This is a genomic window from Geobacter benzoatilyticus, assembly GCF_017338855.1.
In the GTDB taxonomy this organism is placed as follows: domain Bacteria; phylum Desulfobacterota; class Desulfuromonadia; order Geobacterales; family Geobacteraceae; genus Geobacter; species Geobacter benzoatilyticus.
The window spans coordinates 3,217,623-3,242,966 of the sequence record NZ_CP071382.1 but is presented as its reverse complement, the minus strand read 5'-3'; the positions used below and the strand labels follow the sequence as shown (position 1 = coordinate 3,242,966).

The 25,344-nt window shown below is 50.2% G+C and carries 19 protein-coding genes, 1 pseudogene and 1 riboswitch; of the genes and pseudogenes, 18 read left to right on the top strand and 2 right to left on the bottom strand.

The annotated features are described in order from the left end of the window. The 16 genes and pseudogenes from JZM60_RS15050 to JZM60_RS14975 all read left to right on the top strand — a co-directional run bounded on the left by JZM60_RS15050 (position 1) and on the right by JZM60_RS14975 (position 22,899). On the top strand, positions 1–3,030 hold the full coding sequence (locus JZM60_RS15050) for a type I restriction endonuclease subunit R (RefSeq protein WP_207163213.1): 3,030 nt from the start codon (positions 1–3) through the stop codon (positions 3,028–3,030). Positions 3,031–3,050: 20 nt separating this feature from the next. Beyond that, positions 3,051–4,097 carry a hypothetical protein gene (locus tag JZM60_RS15045; RefSeq protein ID WP_207163212.1) on the top strand — a complete coding sequence of 349 codons (1,047 nt, stop codon included), beginning with the start codon at positions 3,051–3,053 and terminating at the stop codon, positions 4,095–4,097. A 45-nt stretch (positions 4,098–4,142) separates the two neighbouring features. Beyond that, the gene (locus tag JZM60_RS15040; protein ID WP_207163211.1) at positions 4,143–6,506 is read left to right on the top strand and encodes an AAA family ATPase; all 2,364 of its coding nucleotides are present in this window, start codon (positions 4,143–4,145) and stop codon (positions 6,504–6,506) included. Between the two features lie 5 nt (positions 6,507–6,511). Next, positions 6,512–7,792 (top strand): metallophosphoesterase family protein, encoded by a 1,281-nt coding sequence (locus JZM60_RS15035; protein ID WP_207163210.1) that lies wholly within the window; start codon positions 6,512–6,514, stop codon positions 7,790–7,792. Beyond that, complete coding sequence (locus tag JZM60_RS15030; RefSeq protein ID WP_207163209.1) at positions 7,789–8,388, top strand: L,D-transpeptidase family protein; 600 nt, start codon at positions 7,789–7,791, stop codon at positions 8,386–8,388. The genes JZM60_RS15035 and JZM60_RS15030 overlap by 4 nt, the downstream gene beginning before the upstream one ends. A gap of 16 nt (positions 8,389–8,404) precedes the next feature. After that, positions 8,405–9,151 carry a hypothetical protein gene (locus tag JZM60_RS15025; protein ID WP_207163208.1) on the top strand — a complete coding sequence of 249 codons (747 nt, stop codon included), beginning with the start codon at positions 8,405–8,407 and terminating at the stop codon, positions 9,149–9,151. A 406-nt stretch (positions 9,152–9,557) separates the two neighbouring features. Next, entirely contained in the window at positions 9,558–11,999 is a 2,442-nt protein-coding gene (locus JZM60_RS15020; protein ID WP_207163207.1) for an AAA family ATPase, read from the top strand. A gap of 213 nt (positions 12,000–12,212) precedes the next feature. Beyond that, positions 12,213–12,288: riboswitch (cyclic di-GMP riboswitch) on the top strand. A 161-nt stretch (positions 12,289–12,449) separates the two neighbouring features. Next, positions 12,450–13,615 (top strand): IS3 family transposase gene (locus JZM60_RS15015; RefSeq protein ID WP_420907825.1). Its coding sequence is split into 2 segments (ribosomal slippage): positions 12,450–12,708 and positions 12,708–13,615, totalling 1,167 coding nucleotides; the frame shifts between segments, so codons are not numbered across the junction. A gap of 124 nt (positions 13,616–13,739) precedes the next feature. Continuing rightward, the gene (locus JZM60_RS15010; RefSeq protein ID WP_207163206.1) at positions 13,740–14,114 is read left to right on the top strand and encodes a hypothetical protein; all 375 of its coding nucleotides are present in this window, start codon (positions 13,740–13,742) and stop codon (positions 14,112–14,114) included. 331 nt (positions 14,115–14,445) lie between these two features. Then, a complete protein-coding gene (locus JZM60_RS15005; protein WP_207163205.1) occupies positions 14,446–15,795 on the top strand; it encodes a WG repeat-containing protein in 1,350 nt (449 codons plus the stop codon). Positions 15,796–15,934: 139 nt separating this feature from the next. Beyond that, positions 15,935–16,570: a hypothetical protein gene (locus tag JZM60_RS15000; protein ID WP_207163204.1), complete on the top strand. Its 636-nt coding sequence runs from the start codon at positions 15,935–15,937 to the stop codon at positions 16,568–16,570. Positions 16,571–16,582: 12 nt separating this feature from the next. Continuing rightward, positions 16,583–17,302 carry a hypothetical protein gene (locus JZM60_RS14995; protein ID WP_207163203.1) on the top strand — a complete coding sequence of 240 codons (720 nt, stop codon included), beginning with the start codon at positions 16,583–16,585 and terminating at the stop codon, positions 17,300–17,302. Positions 17,303–17,731: 429 nt separating this feature from the next. Then, positions 17,732–19,249 (top strand): annotated as a pseudogene (gene istA, locus JZM60_RS14990) (IS21 family transposase); the annotation flags it as partial. Positions 19,250–19,265: 16 nt separating this feature from the next. Continuing rightward, positions 19,266–20,027, top strand: coding sequence for an IS21-like element helper ATPase IstB (istB, locus tag JZM60_RS14985; RefSeq protein WP_207162069.1), 762 nt, complete (start codon positions 19,266–19,268; stop codon positions 20,025–20,027). A 432-nt stretch (positions 20,028–20,459) separates the two neighbouring features. After that, a complete protein-coding gene (locus JZM60_RS14980; protein WP_108103948.1) occupies positions 20,460–20,699 on the top strand; it encodes a hypothetical protein in 240 nt (79 codons plus the stop codon). Beyond that, positions 20,665–22,899 (top strand): NADP-dependent isocitrate dehydrogenase, encoded by a 2,235-nt coding sequence (locus JZM60_RS14975; protein WP_108103949.1) that lies wholly within the window; start codon positions 20,665–20,667, stop codon positions 22,897–22,899. The genes JZM60_RS14980 and JZM60_RS14975 overlap by 35 nt, the downstream gene beginning before the upstream one ends. Before the next feature lie 142 nt (positions 22,900–23,041). Here JZM60_RS14975 and JZM60_RS14970 read toward each other — a convergent pair whose 3' ends face one another. Both JZM60_RS14970 and rpoH read right to left on the bottom strand, forming a co-directional pair. Further along, entirely contained in the window at positions 23,042–23,200 is a 159-nt protein-coding gene (locus JZM60_RS14970; protein WP_158271095.1) for a hypothetical protein, read from the bottom strand. Positions 23,201–23,384: 184 nt separating this feature from the next. After that, positions 23,385–24,236 carry an RNA polymerase sigma factor RpoH gene (gene rpoH / locus JZM60_RS14965; RefSeq protein WP_207163202.1) on the bottom strand — a complete coding sequence of 284 codons (852 nt, stop codon included), beginning with the start codon at positions 24,234–24,236 and terminating at the stop codon, positions 23,385–23,387. Between the two features lie 221 nt (positions 24,237–24,457). On the opposite strand from rpoH, the gene JZM60_RS14960 reads away from it, so the two are divergent. Continuing rightward, the gene (locus tag JZM60_RS14960; protein ID WP_108103951.1) at positions 24,458–24,907 is read left to right on the top strand and encodes an Hsp20/alpha crystallin family protein; all 450 of its coding nucleotides are present in this window, start codon (positions 24,458–24,460) and stop codon (positions 24,905–24,907) included. Between the two features lie 37 nt (positions 24,908–24,944). Beyond that, positions 24,945–25,343, top strand: a complete 399-nt coding sequence (locus tag JZM60_RS14955) for an Hsp20/alpha crystallin family protein (protein WP_207163201.1) — start codon at positions 24,945–24,947, stop codon at positions 25,341–25,343. Position 25,344: the final 1 nt, after the last annotated feature.

Genomic DNA, 25,344 nt, shown 5'->3' with positions numbered 1-25,344 from the left:
ATGGTTACTAAAACCAACGAGCAAGCACTGGAAGCCTGTATCGAAAAAGCCCTGACCGGGACCTGCCGCGGACAGTTAAAGCTCGATGGGTTGAGTGTTGCCGAAGCCAACGAGCAGTATCGCAGCGGCCACCTGTACTGGCTGGGGGATTCGGGCGACTTCGACCGTGAGTTCACCATCGACCGCCGCCACTTCTGGAACTTCCTCGAAGGGACCCAGGCCGAAGAACTGGCCAAGATCAAGGATCGGCCCAACTGGCAGCGGCTGATTTTGGAGCGCCTGAGCAGGAAAATCGAGAAGGACGGCATCCTCAAGGTCCTCAAGGGTGGCCTTCGGATCGACGATGCACACCTGACCCTTCTCTACTGCCAGCCATACAACACCATAAACCCTGAAGTCGCTAAACTGTTTGAGCAGAATATCTTCTCGGTAACGAGGCAGGTCCACTACTCCCAGGCCGATCCCCTCAAATCCATCGACATGGTGATTTTCATTAACGGCATTGCCGTGGCGACATTCGAGCTGAAGAACGCCTGGACCGGGCAGTCGACCTACCACGCCATGAAGCAGTACCGGGAAGACCGCGACCCCAACGAGCCGCTATTGCAGTTTGGCCGCTGCCTGGTGCACTTCGCCGTCGATACAGACGACGTCTACATGACCACCCGCCTGGATGGGAAGAAGACCAATTTTCTGCCCTTCAACAAGGGGTACAACCACGGCAAGGGAAACCCACCGAATCCGGCAGGTCATAAAACGAGCTATCTCTGGCAGGAGATTCTCACCCGGCAGAGCCTCGCCAACATCATCGAACACTTCGCCAAGCTGGTGGGGGAGAAGGAGAGCGACCCGCTCAAGAAGAAGACCCTCTACTTCCCCCGTTATCATCAACTGGAGGTTGTGCGCAACCTGCTTACCGATGTCCGGCAGCGCGGCGTGGGACAGACCTACCTGATCCAGCACTCCGCGGGCTCAGGGAAATCAAACTCCATAACCTGGACCGCCTATCAACTGATAGAGGTGTACACCAAGGAGGGGAACAAGCCGGTCTTCGATTCGGTGGTGGTGGTCACCGACCGCAAGGTGTTGGACAAGCAGCTGAAGAACAACATCAAGCAGTTCTCCGAGGTGAAGAACATCGTCGCCCACGCAACCAGTTCCCAGGAGTTGAAGCTGGCCCTGGAGAGCGGCAAGAAAGTGATCATCACCACCATCCAGAAGTTCCCCTTCATCGTCGACGGCATCGCCGATCTCTCCGACAAGCGCTTCGCCGTCATCATCGACGAGGCCCACAGTTCCCAGAGCGGCTCTGCGGCCGACAACCTTAACCGGACCCTGGGGGCCGACGAGGACGAGGTGCAGGACGCAATCCTGGAGATCATGAAGAAGCGTAAGATGCGGGACAACGCCTCATACTTCGCTTTCACCGCCACCCCAAAGAACGCCACCCTGGAACGGTTCGGGGAGGAAACGGCGGAGGGGAAGTTCGTGCCGTTCCACCTCTACTCCATGAAGCAGGCCATCGAGGAGGGGTTCATCCTCGACGTCCTCGCCAACTACACCACCTACAAGAGCTACTACGAAATTCAGAAGTCGATTCTCGAGAACCCCCTGTTCGACAGTGCCAAGGCGCAGAAGAAGCTCCGTGCCTATGTGGAAGCTCACAAGGAAACCATCGCCGTCAAGGCCGACATCATGGTCAGCCACTTCCTGGAGCAGGTGGTGGGGCCGAAGAAGCTGAAAGGGCAGGCCAAGGGGATGGTGGTGACCCGCAATATCGAAACCGCGATCCGCTACTATTTTGCCGTGCGCGACACCCTGAAAGGGCAGCCCTTTAAGGCCATGATCGCCTTCTCCGGCAAAAAGAAAGTCGATGGCATCGAGTACACCGAGGAAACCATCAACGGTTTTCCCTCAAAGGATATCGAGGAAAAATTCAATACCGACGAATACCGGCTGCTGGTGGTAGCCAACAAGTATCTGACCGGCTTCGACCAGCCCAAGCTCTCCGCCATGTACGTGGACAAGAAGCTGCAAGGGGTCCTGGCGGTGCAGGCGCTCTCCCGCCTCAATCGCTGTTGCCATGCCCTGAACAAACGCACCGAGGATGTGTTTATCCTCGACTTCTTCAACTCAACCAACGACATCAAGGAAGCCTTCGATCCCTTTTACACGGCAACCTCCCTCTCTAGGGCGACCGATGTCAATGTTCTCCACGACGTAAGGGAAAAGCTCGACGCAGTCGGTGTCTACGAATGGGAAGAGGTTGAGGCATTTTGCACCCTCTATTTCTCCAACGCCGAGGCGGAACAACTCAGCCCGATCATCGATGCCTGCGCCGCCCGCTTCGATCATGAACTGGAGCTGGAAGACGACGAAAAGGCCGACTTCAAGATCAAGGCAAAGCAGTTCGTCAAGATCTACGCCCAGCTTGCCTGCATCATGTCCTTCAACAATATCAAATGGGAGAAGCTCCACTGGTTCCTCAAGTTCCTGATCCCGAAACTGAAGATTAAGGATAAGGACAAGGACACCCTGGACGAGCTGCTGGAGAGCGTAGACCTCTCAACCTACGGCCTGGAACGGGTAAAGCTGAAGGAGAGAATCGGCCTCGACGCCAGCGATTCCGAGCTTGATCCGCAGAATCCGAATCCTCGCGGAGTTCACGGTGGCGACGAACCAAAGGATCCCCTTGATGAGATTATCAAAGCCTTCAACGAGCGGTGGTTTGCCGGGTGGGAAGCAACACCGGAAGAGCAGCGGATCAAGTTCATCAACATTGCCCAGCATGTCGTCAACAATCCCAATTACAAGACACAGGTCGTTGATAACCAGGATGAGCAGAACCGGCGAATTGCGCTGGAAAAGCTGATCAATAATGCCGTCAGCCAGGAACGTAAGAGGGAACTGGATCTCTACAAGCGCTATGCGCAGGATCCGGAGTTCAAGAGGGCGTTTGATTCTAGCATTATGAGGATTTTGGCTAGTCAGGAGATGTCGAAGGTGGTGGTGGAATCAGCAGTACGGTAACGTAATAAAGAGGGGGGTAAGTGAGGGGAGAAAATACAACTGACAGATTGAGGCTAAAGGCAATCATGTGGGAGTTAGTGATTTTGCGTTTAATCCGCGAAAATGGCTTCCAAGAAATTATAACAGTCGACAATTTACGTACTCGTCGTGATCGAGAACAGTTTTTTGAAATGCGAGGCAGGGGATGTTGGCATCAAATAGACTGTCCATGTGAATTTGATAAGTTTATAGCTTTCATAAATCCAATCCGGTTGCTTGGAGAGGTGAAGTATTATGCAACGCCTATAAAGAAAGATCACATTCGTCAATTTGTCGGAGTTCTCAAAGACATACAGGAAAACTATTTTACCACTGATGACATAAATGCACCTACAAACCGATACACAGAGCTTGGGGCATTTTTTTCTTCAAGTGGTTTTGATAAAGAGGCCGAAAAACTTGCATTCGCGCATAATATTAAAACAGTATCACACAAGAATGTATGGATTCTTGAACCACTAAAGCGAGCTCTCGAGGAGCTCGAATCGAATTATTTGCACGCAAAAGAATGCGTATCTGTTGGCAGACAATCAGATTTTGTTAGAGCATTCAAGAATTGTTTAGAAGGTAATGGGAGAGCAATCAGAGAAATCATTCGACGCTACTTACCTCCTGATGGCTTTTATGATGTCATAGAACGACTTGTGGGTAGCTTTAGGGCAATAAATTCTTCTTTCGTAGCCACTACCAGCGGTGGTGCTCTCCTTCACTTTGTCGGAGAGAAAAGTTTCCCTGAAGAGATTTTTCGAGATACCGACCGACAATTGACTAGAGTTTTCTATTTCAAAGAAAACTCACGAAGGTACTTCTATCTAGAATTTGTTGCTGATCAACAAAGAAGCAAATACTATTTTAATCCGCCAATGGCGTTAGATCAGGCAGCATTTTATGGGCAAAGAGAAGCCGTCATGGAAAAACGCCAAATTTTTCATTCGATACACGTAACACGTCAGATATCTGGACTGTCTCGGAATCTTATACTTGAATTAGATCATGACTGGTTAGATGAAGTGGAAGCGCGAATGTAAAGGTAATGAAATACTATCAACAATTAATTTGGTTGAGGCTAATTTATGCTTAAACGTATACAGTCTATTCAAAATATTGGCAGATTTAAAGCAACCACAGCTGGTAATGTTGAGTTCGATAAAATCACATTGATATTTGGCCGTAATACTTATGGTAAATCTACCTTGGGTGATTTACTTGCAAGTATCGAGTTGTCAGAGACTAGCGCTATTACAACGCGACGAACTATACCCGCTGATGGCCGTCCTCAACAAGCAGTGCTTTCATTTCAGGCGGAAGGACAAAGTGAGACGCCAATTCGATTAGACCAAAATGGTTGGAACCCTGGCTTGCCGGTTGGCTTGTGCCTGCGAGTTTTTGATGATGGGTTTTATCATAATAATGTTTTTGCTGCTCGGCAGTTTACTCGCAGCACAAAAGAAAACTTTAGCTCGTTTGTGCTCGGTGCTCAGGGTGTTGCAAAGGCTCAAGTAATTGCTGAGAAAAACAAACAAAAAGGGGATGCTACTCGCGAAAGAAACAAACTGCAAAAAGCAGCCTTCAAAAATATATCAGATTTGAGTAACTTTCTAAAGCTTAACCCAGCAGAGACAGTTGATTTATTGAAAGATAAGATAGATTCTCTTCGACGAGAGAGCGACAACTTTGTGTCACAAAAGGATAATGCTGAAAAGATTCAATCTCGAAAAACTTTGAATTTGCTCAAATGGGAAATAAGCTTTACTGAATCACTAGAACGCCTCAACAAGATATTAGCAGCTTCATATATAAATCTGCATGACGATGCGCGTCTCAAAGTAATTGACCACATACAGAGAAACTTTCACGAACAAAATGATGCAGAGATTTGGATAAAGAACGGTTTGGCACATAATAATGGCGGAAAATGCCAATTTTGTGGTCAAGTACTTGGTGAAGAAGCTATCAAATTGCTTGATATTTATCGTCAGTACTTTAATTCATCATACCAAGAGCACGAATCATATGTTGTAAAAGAACTGGACGAATGCAAAACACTACTTACTCAAGAGCGTGTAGTTATGCTGAGATTAAGTCTAGAAAGTAACAAGGGAAGTTTGGTTAGTTATCCAGAATTAGAAAAGAGAGAAGACTTCCTTGAATTATCTGCTCAGTTAGAAAAATGTGTTGATAATATTGCCGCTGTGCTAGAAAGTTGGGTTAAGCAATCTGCCGAATTCAATAAACAGATTGAACAGGTTGTCAATCGCAAAATATCAAGACCACATTCAGAAATTAATCAACTGGAATCGAAAATATTGTTACAACTGAATGAGCAGATAATAGAACTTATTAGCATTTATAATGATAAAGCATCTAGAATAAATGAACTAATAATTGTGTTTAAAGAGTCGGTTAATGCAATACGGTTAAAAATGAGAATAGATGCTATTAATGACCAAATAAACATCGAGAACCTAAAGTTATTACGAGTAGAGATGGCCGATCAATGCGAAGAGATGATTAGGTTGGATACACTTGTTGCTGTACTAGCTGAAGAAATTCCACTCTTACAGGAAGAGTTAAGAAATGAGCAGAGTTCTTATTTGGATAATTTTTTTGACCACTTAAATTACTATTTTAAGAAATTCGGCAGTAGTGACTTTACGCTTATTAGGGGCGAAGATACTTCTGGACACACTCCAATTTACTATTTAAAAGTAAAATATTGTAACTGCGACGTATCAGAGAGAGATTTAGACAAAGTTTTTAGTGAGTCAGATAGACGAGCTTTAGCACTGGCTGTATTTTGGGCCGGTTTATCATGCTTGAACGAAGAAAATATACGTAATACTATTATCGTGTTAGACGACCCAATTACGTCATTTGACAATCATAGAACAACGACAGTCCATCAAGAGATTGTGATTCTTGCAGAAAAAAGTAGACAAATAATTATATTGAGCCATTACGAGCAAGGTTTAGTTAAATTTATAAATACTTACTCGAAAAACAAGCCGATTAAGTTATTAACAATAGAAAGGAAATCAGGAACCTCAAGTTTACAAGTTGCTGATATAGATCACTTTGTTAAAAACGAGCACGAAAAGGCAAGGTCTAATTTATTTAAATTTATCGCTGAAGAAACTAATACTCATAATGCAGGAGATTTAAGAGTTTTTCTGGAATATGAACTAAATCATCGTTTTGCAAAACAAATTGATGATAATAATATTAACGAATCAAATTTGTCTGACCGTATTGACAAATTAAGAGATGCTGGCTGCATTACACAGGAACTGTGCTCAGGATTGCATAATTGGCGAGAACTTCTTAATCCAGCGCATCATATTTGGTTAGCAAGTGACCTTGAAGACCAAAGAAATACAGCCAAACGCTTTATGGGCTTTATTTACCATGATTTAATTCCGACGTGTTTAACGTCCTAACACTTATGACAATTACATTTCTCCACACCGCCGACATCCACCTCGGCAAAACCTATCGCAACAACATCGGCGAGGCCGAACGTTACGAAGACTTCTTCCGCATGCTTGGCAGAATTGTGTCCGACGCCATCGCTGAGCGGGTCGATTTTGTCCTGATCGCCGGCGACCTCTTCCATACCGGCCAGATCCTCCCTCGTACCTTCGCCCGCACCATCGAGACACTTCAGTCGCTGAAAGACAACCGTATCCCCTGCATTGCCGTGGAAGGAAACCACGACTGGATCCATCGCCGCGATAGCATCTCCTGGATGGAGGCACTGTCGCAGATGGGATACATCCATCTCCTTCGCCCGTCCCGCACCGAAACCGGCGGCTACCGCTTCGATCCCTTCGATTATGAGCAGGGGATGGGGGGCTATATCGAGGTCAACGGGATCAATATCTACGGCCTCGGCTACATCGGCACCCAGGCCGGTACACACGTGCCGCGCATCTGCGAGGCGGTTACCACCAAGAACAATATTCTCCTCTTCCATGTAGGTGTCTGGACCTATTCGCCGGTGGAAATCGGCAACATGAAGCCGGAGGAAGCGCATCCCCTGGCTGATGCCTTCGACTACGTGGCCTTGGGCCACGGCCATAAGCCCTACATCATCGCCACCCCCGAAGGCCGCCCCTATGCTTTCAACCCCGGCTCCCCCGAATGCGTCAACTTCGGCGAGGAGAAATACGACAAGGGATATTACCTCGTTACCGTTGAGGATGGGGTCTTTACCCACGAGTTTCGACCGACCAGTCCCCGCCCAATGCTGGTGACCACCATTGATCTCGACGGTGCTGCCGATGCCGAAGCCGCCCTTGTGCGCTTCCGCGACCAGGTCGCCGCGAAGATCGCATCGTTCAGCGATGACCGCCAGCCGCTCCTGGAGATCAAGCTCACCGGCCGGGTCGGCTTTCACCCCTTTGAATTGGGACGGGAGCGGCTTCGTCTCGCCCTTGAGGAAATCTGCAATCCCCTCCATGTGGAGATCAAAAATCATCTCTCCCTGGTCACTGCCGGCGGCGGCGCAGAGTCCGAGAAGAAAAGTCTCGCCGAGATCGAGCGGGAGGTGCTCAGGGAGTTGGTTTCCGCAAAGAGCGAGTACAAGGACCAGGAGGATGAGCTGGTGCGGCTGTCCTTGGCGATCCGCGACCAGGTCCTCAAAGGCGAGGTGGACGGCGAAGAGTTGCTGGGGCTTCTTGTTTCCTACCACGAAGGCACGAAGAGCACGAAGGAAACCGCATGAACAAAACGACGAGCATCATGCCTGATGACGGCTCTCGAAACATCATGCAATTTATGCCGTCGACAGCAATGTTCAAGATGAAAGCAATATCCTGTGCAATATCTGTCGTGGTTTTGATTACATCCATGATCGGCTGCGACCAGGATCGCCCAGCACAGTCTACAGTCACCACTCAAATAGACAGAATTATCGTGGAGAAATCCGCACGCCGACTTCACTTGATGTCCGCAGGTAAAGTCGTCCGAACCTACCGTGTTGCCCTCGGGAGAAATCCCGTGGGTCATAAGCTTCAGGAAGGTGACAAAAAGACACCGGAAGGGATTTACGTAGTTGATGGCCGTAACGTCAATAGCTCATACCATCGCTCCCTTCACATTTCCTACCCTTCAGAGGCTGACATTCAGCAGGCCCGTCGATCAGGTGTCAATCCCGGCGGCAATATCATGATTCACGGCATAAGGAATGGGCTTGGTTGGCTCGGCCCATTTCACCGTGTGGTTGACTGGACACAGGGATGCATCGCTGTAACCAACAAGGAAATCGAAGAGATATGGGCTTCGGTACCCAATGGTACCGCAATAGAATTGCGTCCCTGATTTCGGGAGTGAAGTCATGCACTTAAATGCGGTATTGATCAAATCAGGCTTCGAAGATTACTACCTCCATTATTGGTCCGATGTACCACCATACGCATTCGTGGAACGACCGGTATTGGCCGACAGCATACTTACGGGCTGTTTGGGCAATTTCACGCGCATGCATCAGCTCAGGTCTTTCCTGTGCCGTAATGACGTGATGCAGTACAGTATGCACCGCATGAGTGATCATCAGGTCTTGGATGCAATAAGGCACATGATCAAAAGCGGCAGGGCAGTTGTGGTAATTAAAAGGAAGTTCCTTGGAAACCAGTTTTTGAAATTCAATGGGAAGCAACTGCTTTGGGGTGATTGTACCGGCAACATTAAAAAGTGGTGGCCGGCGGTGTCCGGAAGACCAGGATATCAGGGGAAAGGACAGCAGAATCTTCCTGGCCAAGGCCCTCTGCCGGAAGGGACCTGGATGGTGAAACAATCAGAGTACCAAAAAATCTCTGCTGAGGACGCAATAGTGGGCCTGACAAGCATTGTCGGATTAAAGCGAGGCAAATGGCCGGGCAGTGTGATTGCGTGGGGGGCTCATCGCGTGTGGCTGCATCCCAAGGATGGGACAAATACTTACGGCAGAAAAGACTTCTCCATTCATGGAGGGTGGAAGGCCGGTTCAGCAGGATGCATCGACCTGACATCGTATATTGGCGAATTCGTGTCGATGTTTCTCGAATACGGAAAGGATATGGAGCTTGTCGTTGAATACCGGTAGATTTCACAATGTAGTTAAATGGGCTGATATCGTGCTCATTATAGCAACGGGAGCACTGTTCTCTGTTCTTGCGTGGGACATAATCGATTTTATGACAAAACCACAAGAATACGAGCATTTGATAGGTAAGGGGTCGCCATTCGGATGTAATTACCAATCAGCCGACAGCTATTTGCTGATTGCCACCGTGAGCACAATATTTGCCGGTGTCGCATTTGGGATAGGCTTTGTTTTCAAAAACAGAATATGGTCGGTTTCTTCGCGAGTTATGGCCATATTGCTGATGTACCTTGTCAATTTCGTTGTGGCTCGGCTTCTCTGTTAGCAGAGAGGGAGATTGTACCGCCATTCCCTATCCAAAGAACAATTTTTCTTTGTGTCCTTCGTGCCTTCGTGGTGAAACTATATGCGGATACTCTCCATCCATCTCAAGAACATAAAATCCCATCGCGACACGGAGCTCACCTTCTCGGCCGGGATCAACGTCCTTTCCGGTCCCAACGGCGTCGGCAAGAGCACGGTGTTCGAGGCAATCGGCTACGCCCTGTTTGGAGTCGATGCCCGAGATTTCGTCTCCAACGTGGACCGTTTCCTCTCCATTGGCACGAAGAAGGGGGAGATTGCCGTCACCTTCTGCACCGACGCCGGCGAGACCTGGCGGGTGACCCGCACTGTCGGCACTCCGGCCAAGTGGCTTCTGGCCAAGGAGCAGGGAGGGGTGTTCGAGGTGGAGGAGCACGCCCGGATCGAAGAAACCGAGGCCCGCATCGCCGAACTCCTGGGCCTCGCCAATGGCCGTCCTCTGGCGGACCAGTTCAAGCTGGTGATCGGACCCTTCCAGAATGAGTTCCTCGGCCCCTTTGTCATCAAGCAGCCCACCAAACGGCAGGAGGCGTTCGACGAGATCCTCGGCATCGATGCCTGGCGAAAGACCTTCAAGAGCACCAGCTCTCTGCTCTCCGCAGTTCAGGAAAAGGTGAAGCTTCTCGCCGTGGAAATAGAGGGGAAAGAGAACCAGCTTGCCGTACTGCCCGAGCGCGAGGAGGAACTGGCGAAGGTTAAGACGGATTCCGAGTCCCTCGGGAAAAGTCATGCGGCACAAACGGAAACACTCCGGAAAGTGGAGAAGCGTCTTGCTGAGCTTGATGGGCAGGAAAAAGGGATTGCTGCGCTCCAGGCCGACATTCAGATCCTCGCCAATCGCATCACCGATGGCGACGGGAAGATCCGCGACCAGAAACAGCGGGTAGGGGAGGCTGAGAAGGCTGGCAGGGTTCTGGAGCAGACCCGCCCAGGCAAGGATAGTTATGAAAAGGCCGAGGCGACGCTTGTGGCGTTGCGGGGGAAGGAGCAGCAGCGACGCGAGGTAGAGAAAGAGGTCGCGCTCCTGGAGAAGGAGGCCCAGCGCTTGACCCAGGCAGTCGAGCATGAACAGAAAGAGGTAGAAGGAGAGGGGAGCCGGATTGCGGATGACGAGGCCACCCTTGCCAGGTCCCGGAAAGAACTCCTGCCCGACAAAAAAGTGGCGGAGTTGGCCGCCAGGCTCACCGACCTGCGCAACGGGGTCAACCGTCTTCAGTCGGATAGGGGACTCCTGGAAGGGCGCCGGGCCGCTCTTCTGGAGGGGCAGGAGAAACTTGGCGAGGGGATGTGTCCCTTCTTCAAGGAATCGTGTCAGAACGTGGCAGGAACCACGCCGCAGGATGTGTTCTCCGCCAGGATTGCGGACCTCGACCGGGAGATGCACTCTATAGCCGAAACATTGGGGAAGCTTTCCGTGGAGGTAGCTGCCGCCGAAGAGGCAGAGAAGGAGCTTGCTGCCATCACGGTTCGAAACCAGGAACTGGACAAACAGGCGTCAACCCTGGCCGACCGCCGCACCAGGAACCAGGAGCGGGCTGGCAAACTGCAAAGGCTGGTAACGCAGCAAGCCGAGGCAGCAGCCCGGGTAAAAAAACGCATGGATGATCTTAAGCTCTTTGCTGGCCTGGATGTGGAGATCGAAGCGGCCACCAAGGAACGTAGCCGGTTCCAGGCAGACCGTGACGCCTACCAAGCCAACGAGAAAGATGCCCTCGATCTGGACAATCGGCGCCAGACGCTGGAGAAAATGCTCCGACTTCTGGATGACCTTCAGAAGCAACTTGGCGGGAAGAAAGACGACCTTGTCCGTCTCCAGGAGGCGTATCAACCCGACAAGCACAAAGAAGCCCGTGGCGAGAAAGACCGGCTCGTGGCGGAAGTGGCATCGCTACGTCAACAGATCGAGAACCTGGAAAAAGACCGCCTCCGCCTTGAAGGTGAGATTGGCAAGCTGAAGGTGCTCAAGGAAGAGATTGACCGTAAGATGGTCGAGAAGACCTCCTACGAGCAGAAGGAAAAGCTCGTCAAGTTCCTCCGTAATCAGGTTTTCAAGAGCGTATCAGCCCAACTCTCTGAACGCTTCCGGGAGGAAATCAGCCTCCGCGCCGATCGGATCTACCGCACCATCGCCGAGGCCGATGAAGAACTGGTCTGGGGCGAAAACTACCAGATCGTCCTGCGGGACATGGCGGACGGCGCGGTCCGCGAACGGAGCGACGACCAGCTCTCCGGCGGCCAGACCATGAGTGCCGTGGTGGCCCTGCGGCTGGCACTGCTCCAGACCATCGGCGCCCGCATCGCCTTCTTCGACGAGCCGACCTCGAACCTTGATGCTTCACGCCGGGAGAACCTCGCCACCGCCTTCCGCGCCATTGATGTCGGCCGGGAGGAAGTGACTGAGCACTGGTACGACCAACTGTTCCTCATCAGTCACGATGTCGCGTTTACCGAAATCACCGATCAGATGATTCAGTTAGGGGAATAGACTGAATTTCCAATACTGAGGATTGCAAGTCGAGCATATCAGCCCTAACGGCCAAAAATAACAATATTCAGGCTGTTAGGCCTATCAGCGCCAAAGGTTCCTTCCTGGAAACCACACCTGTTTTAAATGGATATTTTTGATAAATTTCCGCTAAAGTTTCTGCTAGACCATCCGATTAATAATATAAGTACAACATACAGATTAAATAGTTTGTCACCGAAAGGGTAAACCTCGGGCAACCGGGGGGCACAAAGCCACCTATCCACAAATGGAAAGAGGGGCTGTCGAAGTGGCATTATGGGTGAGCCCACCTGTGTGCTGTTTTGCGCCTGGTGGGCTTTTTTCGTCACGTCGGTAACAGGCCTGGATCGCGCTAGTCCAGAGGTGGTCCCCGGAATTCGGACAGTGTGATAAGGTGGACAGCCGCAGACTGACGACGGAGGTACACCCGTGAGCACAACCCGACGGAAACGCTATTCAGCCGAATTCAAAGCCAAGATTGCCCTTGAGGCGATTCGTGGTGAGCAGACCATCAACGAATTGGCCAGTCGCTACGAACTGCATCCCAACATGATTACCACCTGGAAGCGACAAGCCATTGAGAACATGGCAGCTGCCTTTTCCGGTGCCAAGGAGCGAAGCAGCAAGTCAGACGAGGCCCAGATTAAGGATCTGCACGCCAAAATCGGGCAACTGACAGTGGAGCGCGATTTTTTAGCCAAAGCCTTCGGACGCATTCGCTGAGTCTCGCTCGAAGGAAAAGCCTGGTCGAGCCCGGCCATGGCCGACTCAGCATAGCCAAACAATGCAAACTGCTCTCGATCAATCGGTCGACATACTACTACCAACCGGTGGGCGAATCGCCGCTAAACCTGGAACTGATGCGGCTGATCGACGAACAGTATCTTGATACGCCGTGGTACGGAGCCCGACAGATGACGCGGCACCTGCGTCGGCATGGCCATGCGGTCAATCGCAAGCGGATCGGCCGCCTGATACAGGTAATGGGTTTGTCGGCCATTTATCAGAAGCCGAAGACCTCACAGCCGCATCCGCAGCACAAGGTCTATCCTTATCTGCTGCGTGGTCTGACGATCGATCGTCCCAACCACGTCTGGTGTGCCGATATCAGCTACATCCCGCTACGACGCGGCTTTCTCTATCTGGTGGCAATCATGGACTGGGCCAGTCGCAAGGTTTTGTCATGGCGGCTGTCCAACACCATGGATGCCGACTTCTGTGTGGCAGCGCTCGAAGATGCCATGTTCCGCTATGGCAAGCCCGAGATTTTCAACACCGATCAGGGAAGCCAGTTCACCAGCGACGCGTTTACCGGGGCGCTCAAGGATGCCGACATCAAGATTTCCATGGACGGCAAGGGGCGCTGGATGGACAACGTCATGATCGAAAGGCTGTGGCGCTCCCTGAAGTACGAGTGCATCTATCTGCATGCCTATGAGACCGGCAGCGAGCTGCGACAAGGTCTCAAGCGCTGGATCGACTACTACAACACAAACCGTCCTCACTCCAGTCTGGACGACAGAACACCGGATGAGGCATATTGGCAAAAACCGCGGCCTGGCTACGCCGGCCGCCCCTTCAAAATGGCGGCATGACCATGGAGGCTTTCCACCTTATCCCCGCCGCCAAACTGTCCTGTCCGGCGGGGCCACCTCTTCCCTAAAGCCGAACATTGGCCGAACATTGGGCGAAAAAATGAAATTTTTTTGGAGGTAATAGATGCTTGAGAAACTACAAGGTAAAGTGGAGACATTCAAAGCTATATCAAGACGAAATGTTCAGTTCGAACTGGACGGCGTCAACCGGGTAATTGAGCTTCTAGTAGAAGACCCATGGGTAATCAACAAAGGAGATAACGTCACCGTTGTTGGAGAAATGAACCCGACAAATGGAAAGTTTTATGCTTTTGTATACAGGAACAACACGAAAGGAGTTTACGGAAAAACCCGTGACACCTACGTGCATGGGCTCATTTATGTCATCGCAGGAATTTTCTTCTGTTGGGGGATTTTCCCGTTGTTCACTCACGTGCCTACAGGAATCAGGATGATGAAAGAGGGCAGGAAAATAAGGGAAGCAGCCATAATGCTATAGCTCTGCATAAATAGGGCAACAAAGCTGGCTTTACCCTAATTTGTAAGCGATTCCCACCAACACCGTTAGATACTGACTGGGCGATAAGGCTGTATTGACGGTTTAGCGGCAGAAGTGACTGTTGTTTTCTCGGGCCTCGACATGTAGATGGAGATGTCTGTGAGGAGCAGTGCGAAGGGATTGTGATTGTTCGGTCGGCGCGGGACGCTGAGGGGAAGGTGATTCCGACGCTGCCTGGGCACTCAGTGTATAATCAACAAACGCTTTAAAATGTCGTATTTTATTTAGACACTGCCGGTAATGTTATCTCTGTTAGCATCTGGAGGATAGTATGAAAATTTGTTTCTATGTTTGTTTATTGGTATTTGGTTTTGTTACGCAAGGTTATGCCTCAGATAAACTATACAAAGTCAAAGTCAACAATCTTTATGGATTTATTGATTCGCAAGGAAAGGTCATTGTATCTCCAAAATACACAGATGTTCGCGATTTTAAAGAAGGATTTGCTGCCGTACAGAGAGAAAATAAGTGGACATTTATTGACACTCGCGGGGAAAAAGTAATTTCCGGCGATTTTGATTGGGCCGGGGCATTCAATGACGGACTTGCTTTGGTGCAAGTAAAAAAAAGGCATTATTACATAAACAAGAAAGGTAAGGCCGTTATCAATATTGATTGCGATGGGGCGTGGAACTTTGAAAACGGCTTGGGTCGTTGTGAAAAAAATGGTTTATATAAACTCATCAATAAAGACGGTAAAACTATAGTTGATAACATATCTTCGATACCTTACAGTTGGGAAAATGTTCCTTTATTAGTAGTGGGAATAAAATGCGAAGATAAATACGAGTCAAGGATATTCTCTCGCAAGGGTGAATCTGTATTTACTCCGCCTGAAACTGAATGGATAGCTGGAAAATATACTAGAGACGATAGAATCAAAATGTGGTCAAAAAGTGAACAAGCCTACGGATATTACGACAGCAAAGGCAATATTGCAATAAAACCAGTATATCAGGATGCAAGCGATTTTTCTGAAGGTTTATGCGCTGTCAAAAAAGATGGTAAATGGGGATATATCGACATTAATGGCAAATATGTAATTGATTCAGTACTTGATGATCAAGGCGATTTCAATGATGGCTATGCGCCTGTTAAGTATAATGGAAAATATTATCTGGTAGATAAGGCAGGTAAATTTGCTACGATAGGATTACATTGTGTCATATTGGGCAGTAATTCAAATGGATATATCTGGGCAGTTGATGAAAACAGAGATATAGATTTATATAAAGCTGGTTCAGGATACGTTACAAGCATTGGATTCGATAATGTAGAGACTTTCGATTTCCATGACGAACTCATTTTAGCATCTAAGAATAAACAGAAGATATACATAAATAAAAATGGGAATATAGTAGCAAAAGTTACAAAAATAAATGGCGTAGAAGTGATAACAGACAAGAATAACAAGATATTATGGAAACCATCTACACTGTCTACTAATACTAACATATATAAGCCTGGTGATCTGACACACTGTGGTATGGTCATAGAAGTAAAGCCCCCAATAATAAAGATCCAGACAATGATCGGAGAACGGTGGATGAAATTGGATCAGATCCATCCACCCAATACAGTCGATTGTATTTTTAGAAATGGTGTGTATCAAGAACCGTAAACAATTAATGGATTATTGGTAGTATTCATGAATATATCATGGTGGTGGCATCCGACGAGACGTTTTAAAAGACGGAGGTGTCGCCTCGCACCTACAGCAAAAACGTACAGATTAGTTAACACAATAGGGGGCTTCTTTAATGCGGATTACAAAACTACTCATTCTTTTCCTTATTGCATCGTTTTCAGTAACCATATCATCGACCTTTGCTGCTGAGAAAAAATCAAAAAAAGCAAAAACTGTAGCAAAATACAATTTGCCGGACGACCCCACGCCATTTGGATTTGTATTTGGGAAAACAACAATTGAAGAGGCACAGACACTATGGGAGAAGGAAGGCGGGAAAGTTGATGGAAGTGGTTATGGTGAAGCTAAACCGTCATATGGGGATAACGATCCCGACGGTGTTGCTAATAAGGATGTTGTCCTAGTTGATATCAGTAAGCTGCCATTGGACCAATTGCAAACTGCTAGATTCGGGTTTATAAACGACAAACTTTATCTAATTCGCTATCAGATGGGCGGAGATTTTGACAAAATCGCTCAGCAGTTGGCTGCTAAATATGGTCAGCCTGCCGGTACAGACAGTTTCATGAGCGACAAAAAATATACTTGGGATTTTAAAACAGTCATTCTCCAGTTACAGCAAGATTTCTTTTCTAAGCATAAGATGGTTTTCCTCAGCAAGAAGCTTGTAGATGAAGTAGATAAATCTAACAAACGAGTTTATGCTGAACATATACGCAGTAAGGCCCAAACCCAAAAGGGGTTTTAATTCGGAGCTATTATGGATGCCATTAAATGCTTGTTTGTAATGATAGCTCTCTTATCATTAACTGGTTGCGGCTCCTTAAAAAACGCTCGATACGACGGTATCGTTGCACATCCTGGTAAATACCTGGTGACAAGCGCGGGGTATATTTACAGAGGGGATTCAGGCATTACAAATGCCGACTTGCCTCCAGAGTATTCATGTTCTGCCGAGGTCATGCTCACCTATGTCGGAGCAGAATATTTTCGCGTCAACGGCAATCAGGCTGAGGAGTTTTGGGGGAATGATGAATACAAATCATTTCGTGAAAAATTTGCATCTGTCGGTAAGGACGAACTCAAACAATCGATCAGAGAAGGGAAGGTACTATTTCCTGAAATGAAAGGTGTGTTGGTTCCAAAAGGGGCCAAAGCACTTATCGTATTTACTGGCAGGACCTTCGCTCCTGTACAAATCAGTCGTGCCCCAAGGTTTGAATGTGGACGGCCTATTCAAGTCAAGCAGGGGTTTGGGCTGAGTCTGCCGATGTTAGGCGCTTCTCTTGCGTTTGGACAAGCGTTTAACATTTTCCCAAAGGCCGCTGCCAACACAGGCGCAGGTATTTATATTATAGATACCGATGGTGTCGTAGTATATTTCGATAGTTTTTTTGCGAAGGAATGGATTACAAACCTGGATAAGGAGTCAGCGCTCTCAACCATCGAGGCACTTGCTCCTTCCGAACTCAAAAAATAGGGGCTACCCCGGCACCCTCAACCTCCAAAGCAAGAGGGGCCTGGACTGGTTCCAGCATGAGACGTATAAAGCGGCTTTCGCAATTCTTTCGCCAATTAGTGTGGAGTATGGTGCATTCTGGTGGAGTTGTGAGGACTCATGCCCAGCCAGAAGATTGGCGAAAATATTGAATATTACTTGATCATAGCCAGCTCTTGCCGTGAATTCAGAGTGGTGCGTATTCCGGACGAATCCGGCCACCATTCCGGCGGGAAAGCGGCCACCGTTCCGACGGGAAACCGGCCGGCATTCCGATTTGATTGCGGCCACCATTCCGGAGCAATCCGGCCAGTGTAAAATGAGAGTGTAGTCGCGGGGTAACTCCAACAGGTATCCTGCCTTCCTTGATTGAATAACGAGGAGGGCGTGATGCCGAGAGAAAGAGTTACCATGCGAAAGATACGAGAGATACTCCGCCTTGTTTGGTCGTGTAACCAGAGCCGGCGTGATACATCCAGGACCTGCGGTGTCGGCAAGAGCACCGTGGATGACACCATCAACCGGGCAGTCGCCGCCGGTTTTTCCTGGCCTTTGCCTGCCGATCTCGATGATGAAGCCCTTGAACTGCGCCTCTATCCCCCCGTTGTCAACCCAGCCTCCCGCAAGCTGCCCCAACCCGACTGGCGGGCTCTGCACGATGAACTTGTCAAACATAAGAAGCTCACCCTCATGCTGTTGTGGCAGGAGTACAAGGAGGGCGAACCCTCCGGTTACCAGTACAGCCAGTTCTGCGAACTGTACCGGCAATGGAGAAAGAAGCTCGACCGCTCCATGCGCCAGGAGCACCGTGCCGGCGAGAAGTTCTTTGTCGACTACAGTGGCCAGACGGTACCGGTTGTGGACGCCACCACCGGCGAGGTCCGGGACGCCCAGATGTTCGTGGGTGTCATGGGCGGCAGCAACCAGACCTATGCCGATGCCACTTGGACCCAGTCACTTGCAGACTGGACCGGATCCCATGTGCGGGCGTTCGGTTTTATGGACGCCGTCCCGCATTGCATCGTTCCCGACAACTTGCTCTCCGCCGTCACCAAGACCTGCCGCTATGAACCCGATATAAACCCCACCTATGCGGCACTTGCCGATCATTACGGCACCGCCATCGTTCCTGCCCGTGTACGCCATCCCAAGGATAAGGCCAAGGTCGAAGGGGGCGTGCTGATTGCCCAGCGTTTCATCCTGGCAGGCCTGCGCAACCGGACCTTCTTCAGCCTGGCCGAAGCCAATGCCGCCATTCGTGAACGCCTTCTCCTTCTGAACAACCGCCCCTTCAGGAAGCTGCCCGGATGCCGACAGAGCCGGTTCGAGGAGATTGACCTTCCGGCCATGCTGCCTTTACCGGAAACACCCTATGAGTATGCCCAGTGGAAGAAGGCCCGGGTGCACATCGATTACCATGTCGAACTGGAAGGGCACTTCTACAGCGTCCCGCATCGCCTGGTGAAGGAACAGGTGGATGTGCGTTACACCGAGACGATCGTCGAGTGCTTCTACAAGGGAAACCGGGTTGCCTCCCATCCCAAGTCATCTGTCCAGGGCAAACACACCACCACACCGGAGCATATGCCCAAAGCCCACCGTGAGTTCGCCGAGTGGACACCGGAGCGGATCATCTCCTGGGCCGCCCAGACCGGAACAGCGACGGCACAGGTGGTGGAAACCATTCTGTCACGCAAGGCATATCCCGAGCACGGCTTCCGATCCTGCATGGGGATCATCTCGCTTGCGAAGCGCTATACCAAAGAACGTCTGGAGGCGGCCTGTGAACGGGCAGTCACCATTAAAGGCGTCACCTACAGAAGCATCAAGTCGATCCTAGAGAACAACCTGGATCAGAAGGCGCTACCCAAACAGATGGAACTACTTCCGGTTGCCCACGAGAACATCAGGGGCACGGATTACTACAACGACGAAAGGAAACTGTATGCTGACACAACCGACCATCGAGAAGCTGAACTCGATGAAACTGACAGCCATGGCTAGGGCCTTTGCGGACCAGATGCAATGCCCGGACATGGCACAGCTCTCCTTTGAAGAGCGCTTCGGCCTGATCGTGGACTACCAGATGACCGATCTGGAAAACCGGCGGATGCAGAACCGACTCAAGAACGCCAAGCTCAGGCTGTCTGCCTCGATCGAGGATCTGGACTTCCGCCAGGGAAGAGGTGTTGACCGCTCACAGGTCATGTCCCTTGCCGGGAATCAGTGGGTGAAGAGCCATCACAACATCCTGGTGACCGGGCCGACCGGCGCCGGCAAGAGTTACCTGGCCTGTGCGCTGGCACAGAAAGCCTGCCGGGACGGTCACTCTGTTCTCTACCAGAGAGTGCCGCGGCTGCTTCAGGAGATCGCGGTATCCAGGCTCGATGGCCGCTACAACAAGATCATTGCGCCGCTAACCAAATGCGAGGTGCTGATTCTGGACGACATGCTCATCTCTCCCCTGACGCGGGAGGAACAGCGGGAACTGCTGGAGATCGTCGAGGAACGTTATGACCGCAAGGCAACCGTTATCACCAGCCAGCTGCCGGTGAGGGCCTGGCATGATGCCATGCAGGATCCGACTCTGGCTGACGCCATACTGGACAGACTGGTGCACAATGCCTACAAGCTGGAACTGAGGGGTGAATCCATGAGACGAAAACGATCCGTGCTTGACCAGAAAACAGAAACTGTGACAGAGTAAAAACCCACACCCCGAGACTCTCTCTCACCACTGGCCGGAATCACCGGAACGCTGGCCGTATTCACAGCGGAACGGTGGCCGCCATCACGTCAGTTCGACTGGCCGCTTTCACCGGAATACGCAGTGGGAACCTTAAGTGTTCGAATCCCGTTTCCCGCTCCAAAAAAAACAAGGACTTAGCCGATATGGTTAAGTCCTTTTTTTATGCCTTGGTGGTCATTGCATCCGTTTTTGCATCCGTTTGTAGTTGGGTGGACGTGAATCACCGTACAACCAAGAGAAGCATGGTGCAACAATTACGTTAATTGTATAGCATTTCATAGTAATCAACGGAATAAGTCTCGAAGTCGGGGATGATTCCCTCCTAGAAGGAGCGCCTAGCATCCGTTTTTGCATCCGTTTGCGGAAAATACTTAGTCTCCACTGGATGTTATGGCCCCGGCACGCAGCGATTTCCTGGGCTACGGCGAGGGCTTTCAGTTACTTATTATAGTCATCTTCTCAGGTTTGATCATGGTCGCCTTTAATGGCAACTTCTCTCCGCTGTTCTCCCCTCCCTTGAAAATTCCATATGCCGCCATTATGTTGAAACTATTCTATAAACAGTGGGTTAGCCCCAAGATAGGAGGCAGGCAACATGGCGACACACAAGATTATCTGGACGGAAATTGATGAAGCACCCGCACTAGCAACGTACTCGTTGCTCCCTATCGTTCAGGCGTTCACCAGGGGGACCGGTGTTGAGGTTGAAACCCGGAATATCTCACTTGCTGGTAGGATTATTTCCATTTTCCCTGAGAACCTGACGGAAGCACAAAGAATTCCCGATCAACTGGCCCAGTTGGGTGAACTTACCCAGAGCCCGGAAGCAAATATCATCAAGCTCCCCAATATTAGTGCTTCTGTCCCTCAGCTTAAAGAGGCCATAAAAGAACTCCAGAGGCAGGGGTACAATGTCCCCGATTATCCTGAGGATCCCAAGACCGACGCCGAGAAGGAGGTCAAGGAAAGGTATGCCAAGGTGCTCGGCAGTGCCGTCAACCCGGTGCTGCGCGAGGGTAATTCCGACCGTCGAGCTCCGTTGTCGGTGAAGAACTTTTCAAAGAAGAATCCGCACAATCTCGCACACTGGAGCCCGGATTCCAGTGCACATGTCGCCCATATGACCGGAGGCGACTTTTATGGCAACGAAAAGTCCATAACCGCAGAGGACGCATTCGAGTTCAGGATCGAGCTAATTAACAAGGACGGCAAGACAACCGTCCTGAAAGACAAGATGAAGGCGGAGAAGGGCGAAATCCTTGACGGCACCTTCATGAGCAAAAAGGCGCTTCGCCAGTTCTTTACTGAACAGATCGAGCATGCCAAAAGTCAGGATCTGCTCCTCTCCCTACACCTTAAGGCCACCATGATGAAGGTCTCCGACCCGATCATGTTCGGTCATGCCGTATCCATCTTTTACAAAGATGTGTTTGAGAAGCATGCAGCAACCTTCAAGGAGCTTGGTGTCAATCCCAACATGGGGCTCGGCGACCTCTACAAGAAGATCCAGAGCCTGCCGGAAGCAAAGCGTGCCGAGATCGAAGCCGACATCCGGTCTGAGTACACCAAGCGCCCGAAGCTGGCGATGGTTGATTCCGACAAAGGTATCACCAACCTGCATGTGCCCAGCGACGTCATCGTTGACGCCTCCATGCCGGTAGTTGTCCGTGACGGAGGCAAGATGTGGGGGCCTGACGGCCAGCTCCATGATACCAAGGCAATGATCCCGGACCGCTGCTACGCCACGATGTACAAGGAGATCATCGAGGACTGCAAAAAACATGGCGCCTTCGATCCCGCCACTATGGGCTCCGTTCCCAACGTTGGTCTCATGGCCCAGAAAGCCGAAGAGTACGGTTCCCATCCGACCACGTTTGAAATCCCTTACGATGGAACCGTCCGCGTGGTGGACGCCAACGGCAAGGTTCTGATGGAGCACCAGGTGGAGGACGGCGATATCTGGCGGATGTCCCGCGTGAAGGACATCCCGATCCAGGACTGGGTCAAGCTAGCCGTGAGGCGGGCCAGGGCCACCGGTGCCCATTCCATTTTCTGGTTGGACAAGAATCGAGCCCATGACGCCCAAGTTATTGCCAAGGTAGAGAAATACCTCAAGGATCACGACACCACTGGCCTCGAAATCAAGATTTTGCCGCCGGCTGAGGCCATGCGTTATTCGCTGGAACGAATCCGCAAAGGGCTGGATACTATCTCGGTCACAGGCAACGTTCTCCGGGACTACCTGACAGACCTCTTTCCTATCCTAGAACTGGGGACCAGCGCCAAGATGCTCTCCATCGTGCCACTGCTGGCGGGCGGCGGTCTGTTTGAGACCGGCGCGGGAGGTTCTGCCCCCAAGCATGTTCAGCAGTTTGTCAAGGAAGGATATCTGCGTTGGGATTCCCTCGGGGAGTTCTCGGCCCTTGCCGCTTCCCTCGAGCATCTCGGAACCACCTTCAGAAACGACAAGGCCATGGTCCTCGCCGAGACCCTCGATCAGGCCATCGCCAAGTTCCTTGACGCCAACAAGTCGCCTGCCCGCCAGGTGGGGCAGATCGACAACCGCGGCAGCCATTTCTACCTTGCCATGTACTGGGCACAGGCGCTGTCAGAACAGAAAAAAGACGGGGAGCTTCGGGTTCGCTTTGCCAACGTGGCACGTCAATTTGAAAATTACGAATCCTTGATCAATGAGGAACTGCTCGGTGCCCAGGGAAAACCCGTTGACATGGGAGGGTACTATCACCCCGACAAGGTAAAAACAGCCAAGGCCATGCGTCCAAGTGGTAGCTTGAATGCTATTATCGGCAACATGATGATATTCAGCTAGACGTTCCACGAATGGGACGGCGCATGGTGCACCGTCCCAAGACTCTAAATGTTGTTAATGGAAGTGGTCAGCCTCATCATAAGCAAAAAAGGTGAGCTTGAAAGACCAAGCCCACCTTCTCAAATCCAGAAACATCAAGTTCCTACTTTCTGCTCTTGATATCCACCGGCTCACAGACGCTCGACGGGTCGTGCGCTTCGGCACCGCACTGCGCACAGAAGACAGTTGGTTCTGAAGCAAGAGCGCTTGCTCTTCCACTGTCATCAATGGCGCAGAGTTTGTCGTAAATTCTCCCTTTCATGACGGATACCTCCTTTTCCCCAGTGTTTCTTCCTTTCCATCTGTTAAAAGAAGATTTTCGTCACACGTTCGGTATCGTTGATCGCGCATGGATCATGATCTATGCTCCTCCTCATGACGGAATCCTCTAAAATAATTATAAACAACCCTCACAAAATAACTCAAGTTGAACATTAACCTCCTGGCTAGTGAGCGAGTAATAATTGGGGCTTCAGGCTATTGCTTAGTTTTGTCAATGCACGCTCTTCTATCTGGCGTACCCGCTCACGTGAAATTGAAAAGTGGTCCGCAATATCTTGAAGTGTTGCGGGATCATCACTAGTGATCCTGTGTTCAACAATATACCTCTCTTTTTCATTCAACCCCTGCAAAGCTTGAGCAATTGCTTTTTTCAGTACACGCTCTTTTTGATACTCGCCTAGCATTTCTTCCTGATTCATCCGGTCATCAGCAATTGCATCAAGTATCGTCAGGCCATCGCTTTCGAAAAGCTCATCATTAAGAGAAACGTCCCCTTTAAGCCGTTGCTCCATTTCAACGACCTCATGATCTGGCACATGGAGCTTACTGGAAACTTCCAAGGTGTCGCTATCACTGCCGGTTAATTTAAGCAGTGCTTCCTTGGTCTTGCGTAACCCATAAAACAATTTTTTCTGTGCTTGCGTAGTACCGATTTTTACCAGGCTCCAAGCGGAAACAATGTAATTCTGGATATAGGCCCGAATCCACCATACGGCGTAGGAAATCAACCGAACCCCTTTATAGGGATTGAATTTGCGAACAGCCATCATCAGGCCAATATTGCCCTCCTGGATCAGATCGAGCATTTTCAGACCGTAACGGCGATATTCGGAAGCGACCTTAACCACATAGCGAAGGTTTGAAGTAATGAGGGTATGAGCTGCCTCAAGGTCCTTTTCCTCAAAGAACTTGATGGCGTAGTTCCTCTCCTCGTCTTCGGTGAGTAATCTGAATTTGCGAATTTCGGAAAGATAGAGGGTAAGACTGTCGGCAACAACTGGCAGATTGGTAACCATGACGCACCTCCTAAAAACTTGTATCATGATTAGCACTCTATAGTGCTGACTGCTAAAAATATAGCAAAATATTACGTCGATTTCAAGAATAAAAATAGAATATGCTTCATGATATCGTAGGGTTGAGTCGGTTTAAAAAATCAGCTTCCACCTCTTGACACGCTGAAAATGCGTACTTATTTTTTGATCAGAAAATCACTCATTGAAAGGAGGTAATCCACATGGCAACCTGGGATGTATTCAAAGAACTGGACAATCTGAGAAGGGAAATCGACGAAGCTTTCCGTGGCGCTGGTTACAACCGTCCGTTTGGACCGACATTCCTTTCGCCGCTAACAACCCGTCGATTCCCGCTGGTCAACTTCAGCGAGGATGAGGGGCATGTCTACATCGAGGCTCTGATTCCCGGCGTTGATCCGAAGGATGTCGATCTGACCGTACTGCGGAACACGGTCACCATCAGCGGGGAACGCAAACCGTTCGTCGAGAAGGAAGGGCAGATCGTACACCGCTCCGAACTCGGATCCGGCAAATTCTCCCGCACCTTGGAACTGCCGGTTGACATCGATCCCGACAAGATCACGGCCAGTTGCAGGGACGGCATCATGCAGATCAATCTGGCCAAGGCCGAACATGCCAAACCAAAAAAAATCGACATCAAACTTTCGTGATAACGAACGACATGATACGGAAAGGAGGTAATCAATCATGGCAGCCAACAGCTTGACGGAAAGAAACGACGAACGGAGTGTGCAGACCCGTGAAGAGACGCGGTCGAACGAAAAATATATCCGCCCGGCGGTGAATATCATCGAGACAGAAGAAGGTCTGGTCCTGACAGCTGACATTCCAGGCGCTTCCAAGGATGCTCTCGATGTGAACGTGGGAAAAGGCATCCTGACCATCAGCGCTCCGGCGCAGCACACCATGCCGGGAACCTCGGCCTACCGGGAATTTGAACTGGCCAACTACTACCGTCAGTTCACCATTCCCGAGAGCCTCGACCACGAAAAGGCCCATGCCGACTATGTGAACGGCATCCTGACCTTGCGGATACCGAAGGCCGAAATCGCCAAACCGAAACGGATCGCCGTCCAGGTCGGTTGAG

Coding starts and splice junctions, on each gene's coding strand:
- JZM60_RS15025 (WP_207163208.1), top strand. CDS start 8,405: ATGCACTTAAATGCGGTATTGATCAAATCAGGCTTCGAAGATTACTAC.
- JZM60_RS14960 (WP_108103951.1), top strand. CDS start 24,458: ATGGCAACCTGGGATGTATTCAAAGAACTGGACAATCTGAGAAGGGAA.
- JZM60_RS14980 (WP_108103948.1), top strand. CDS start 20,460: ATGGCCCCGGCACGCAGCGATTTCCTGGGCTACGGCGAGGGCTTTCAG.
- JZM60_RS14955 (WP_207163201.1), top strand. CDS start 24,945: ATGGCAGCCAACAGCTTGACGGAAAGAAACGACGAACGGAGTGTGCAG.
- JZM60_RS14975 (WP_108103949.1), top strand. CDS start 20,665: ATGGCGACACACAAGATTATCTGGACGGAAATTGATGAAGCACCCGCA.
- JZM60_RS15020 (WP_207163207.1), top strand. CDS start 9,558: ATGCGGATACTCTCCATCCATCTCAAGAACATAAAATCCCATCGCGAC.
- JZM60_RS14995 (WP_207163203.1), top strand. CDS start 16,583: ATGGATGCCATTAAATGCTTGTTTGTAATGATAGCTCTCTTATCATTA.
- JZM60_RS14970 (WP_158271095.1), bottom strand. CDS start 23,200: ATGAAAGGGAGAATTTACGACAAACTCTGCGCCATTGATGACAGTGGA.
- rpoH (WP_207163202.1), bottom strand. CDS start 24,236: ATGGTTACCAATCTGCCAGTTGTTGCCGACAGTCTTACCCTCTATCTT.
- JZM60_RS15035 (WP_207163210.1), top strand. CDS start 6,512: ATGACAATTACATTTCTCCACACCGCCGACATCCACCTCGGCAAAACC.
- JZM60_RS15000 (WP_207163204.1), top strand. CDS start 15,935: ATGCGGATTACAAAACTACTCATTCTTTTCCTTATTGCATCGTTTTCA.
- JZM60_RS15005 (WP_207163205.1), top strand. CDS start 14,446: ATGAAAATTTGTTTCTATGTTTGTTTATTGGTATTTGGTTTTGTTACG.
- JZM60_RS15010 (WP_207163206.1), top strand. CDS start 13,740: ATGCTTGAGAAACTACAAGGTAAAGTGGAGACATTCAAAGCTATATCA.
- JZM60_RS15050 (WP_207163213.1), top strand. CDS start 1: ATGGTTACTAAAACCAACGAGCAAGCACTGGAAGCCTGTATCGAAAAA.
- JZM60_RS15030 (WP_207163209.1), top strand. CDS start 7,789: ATGAACAAAACGACGAGCATCATGCCTGATGACGGCTCTCGAAACATC.
- istB (WP_207162069.1), top strand. CDS start 19,266: ATGCTGACACAACCGACCATCGAGAAGCTGAACTCGATGAAACTGACA.
- JZM60_RS15040 (WP_207163211.1), top strand. CDS start 4,143: ATGCTTAAACGTATACAGTCTATTCAAAATATTGGCAGATTTAAAGCA.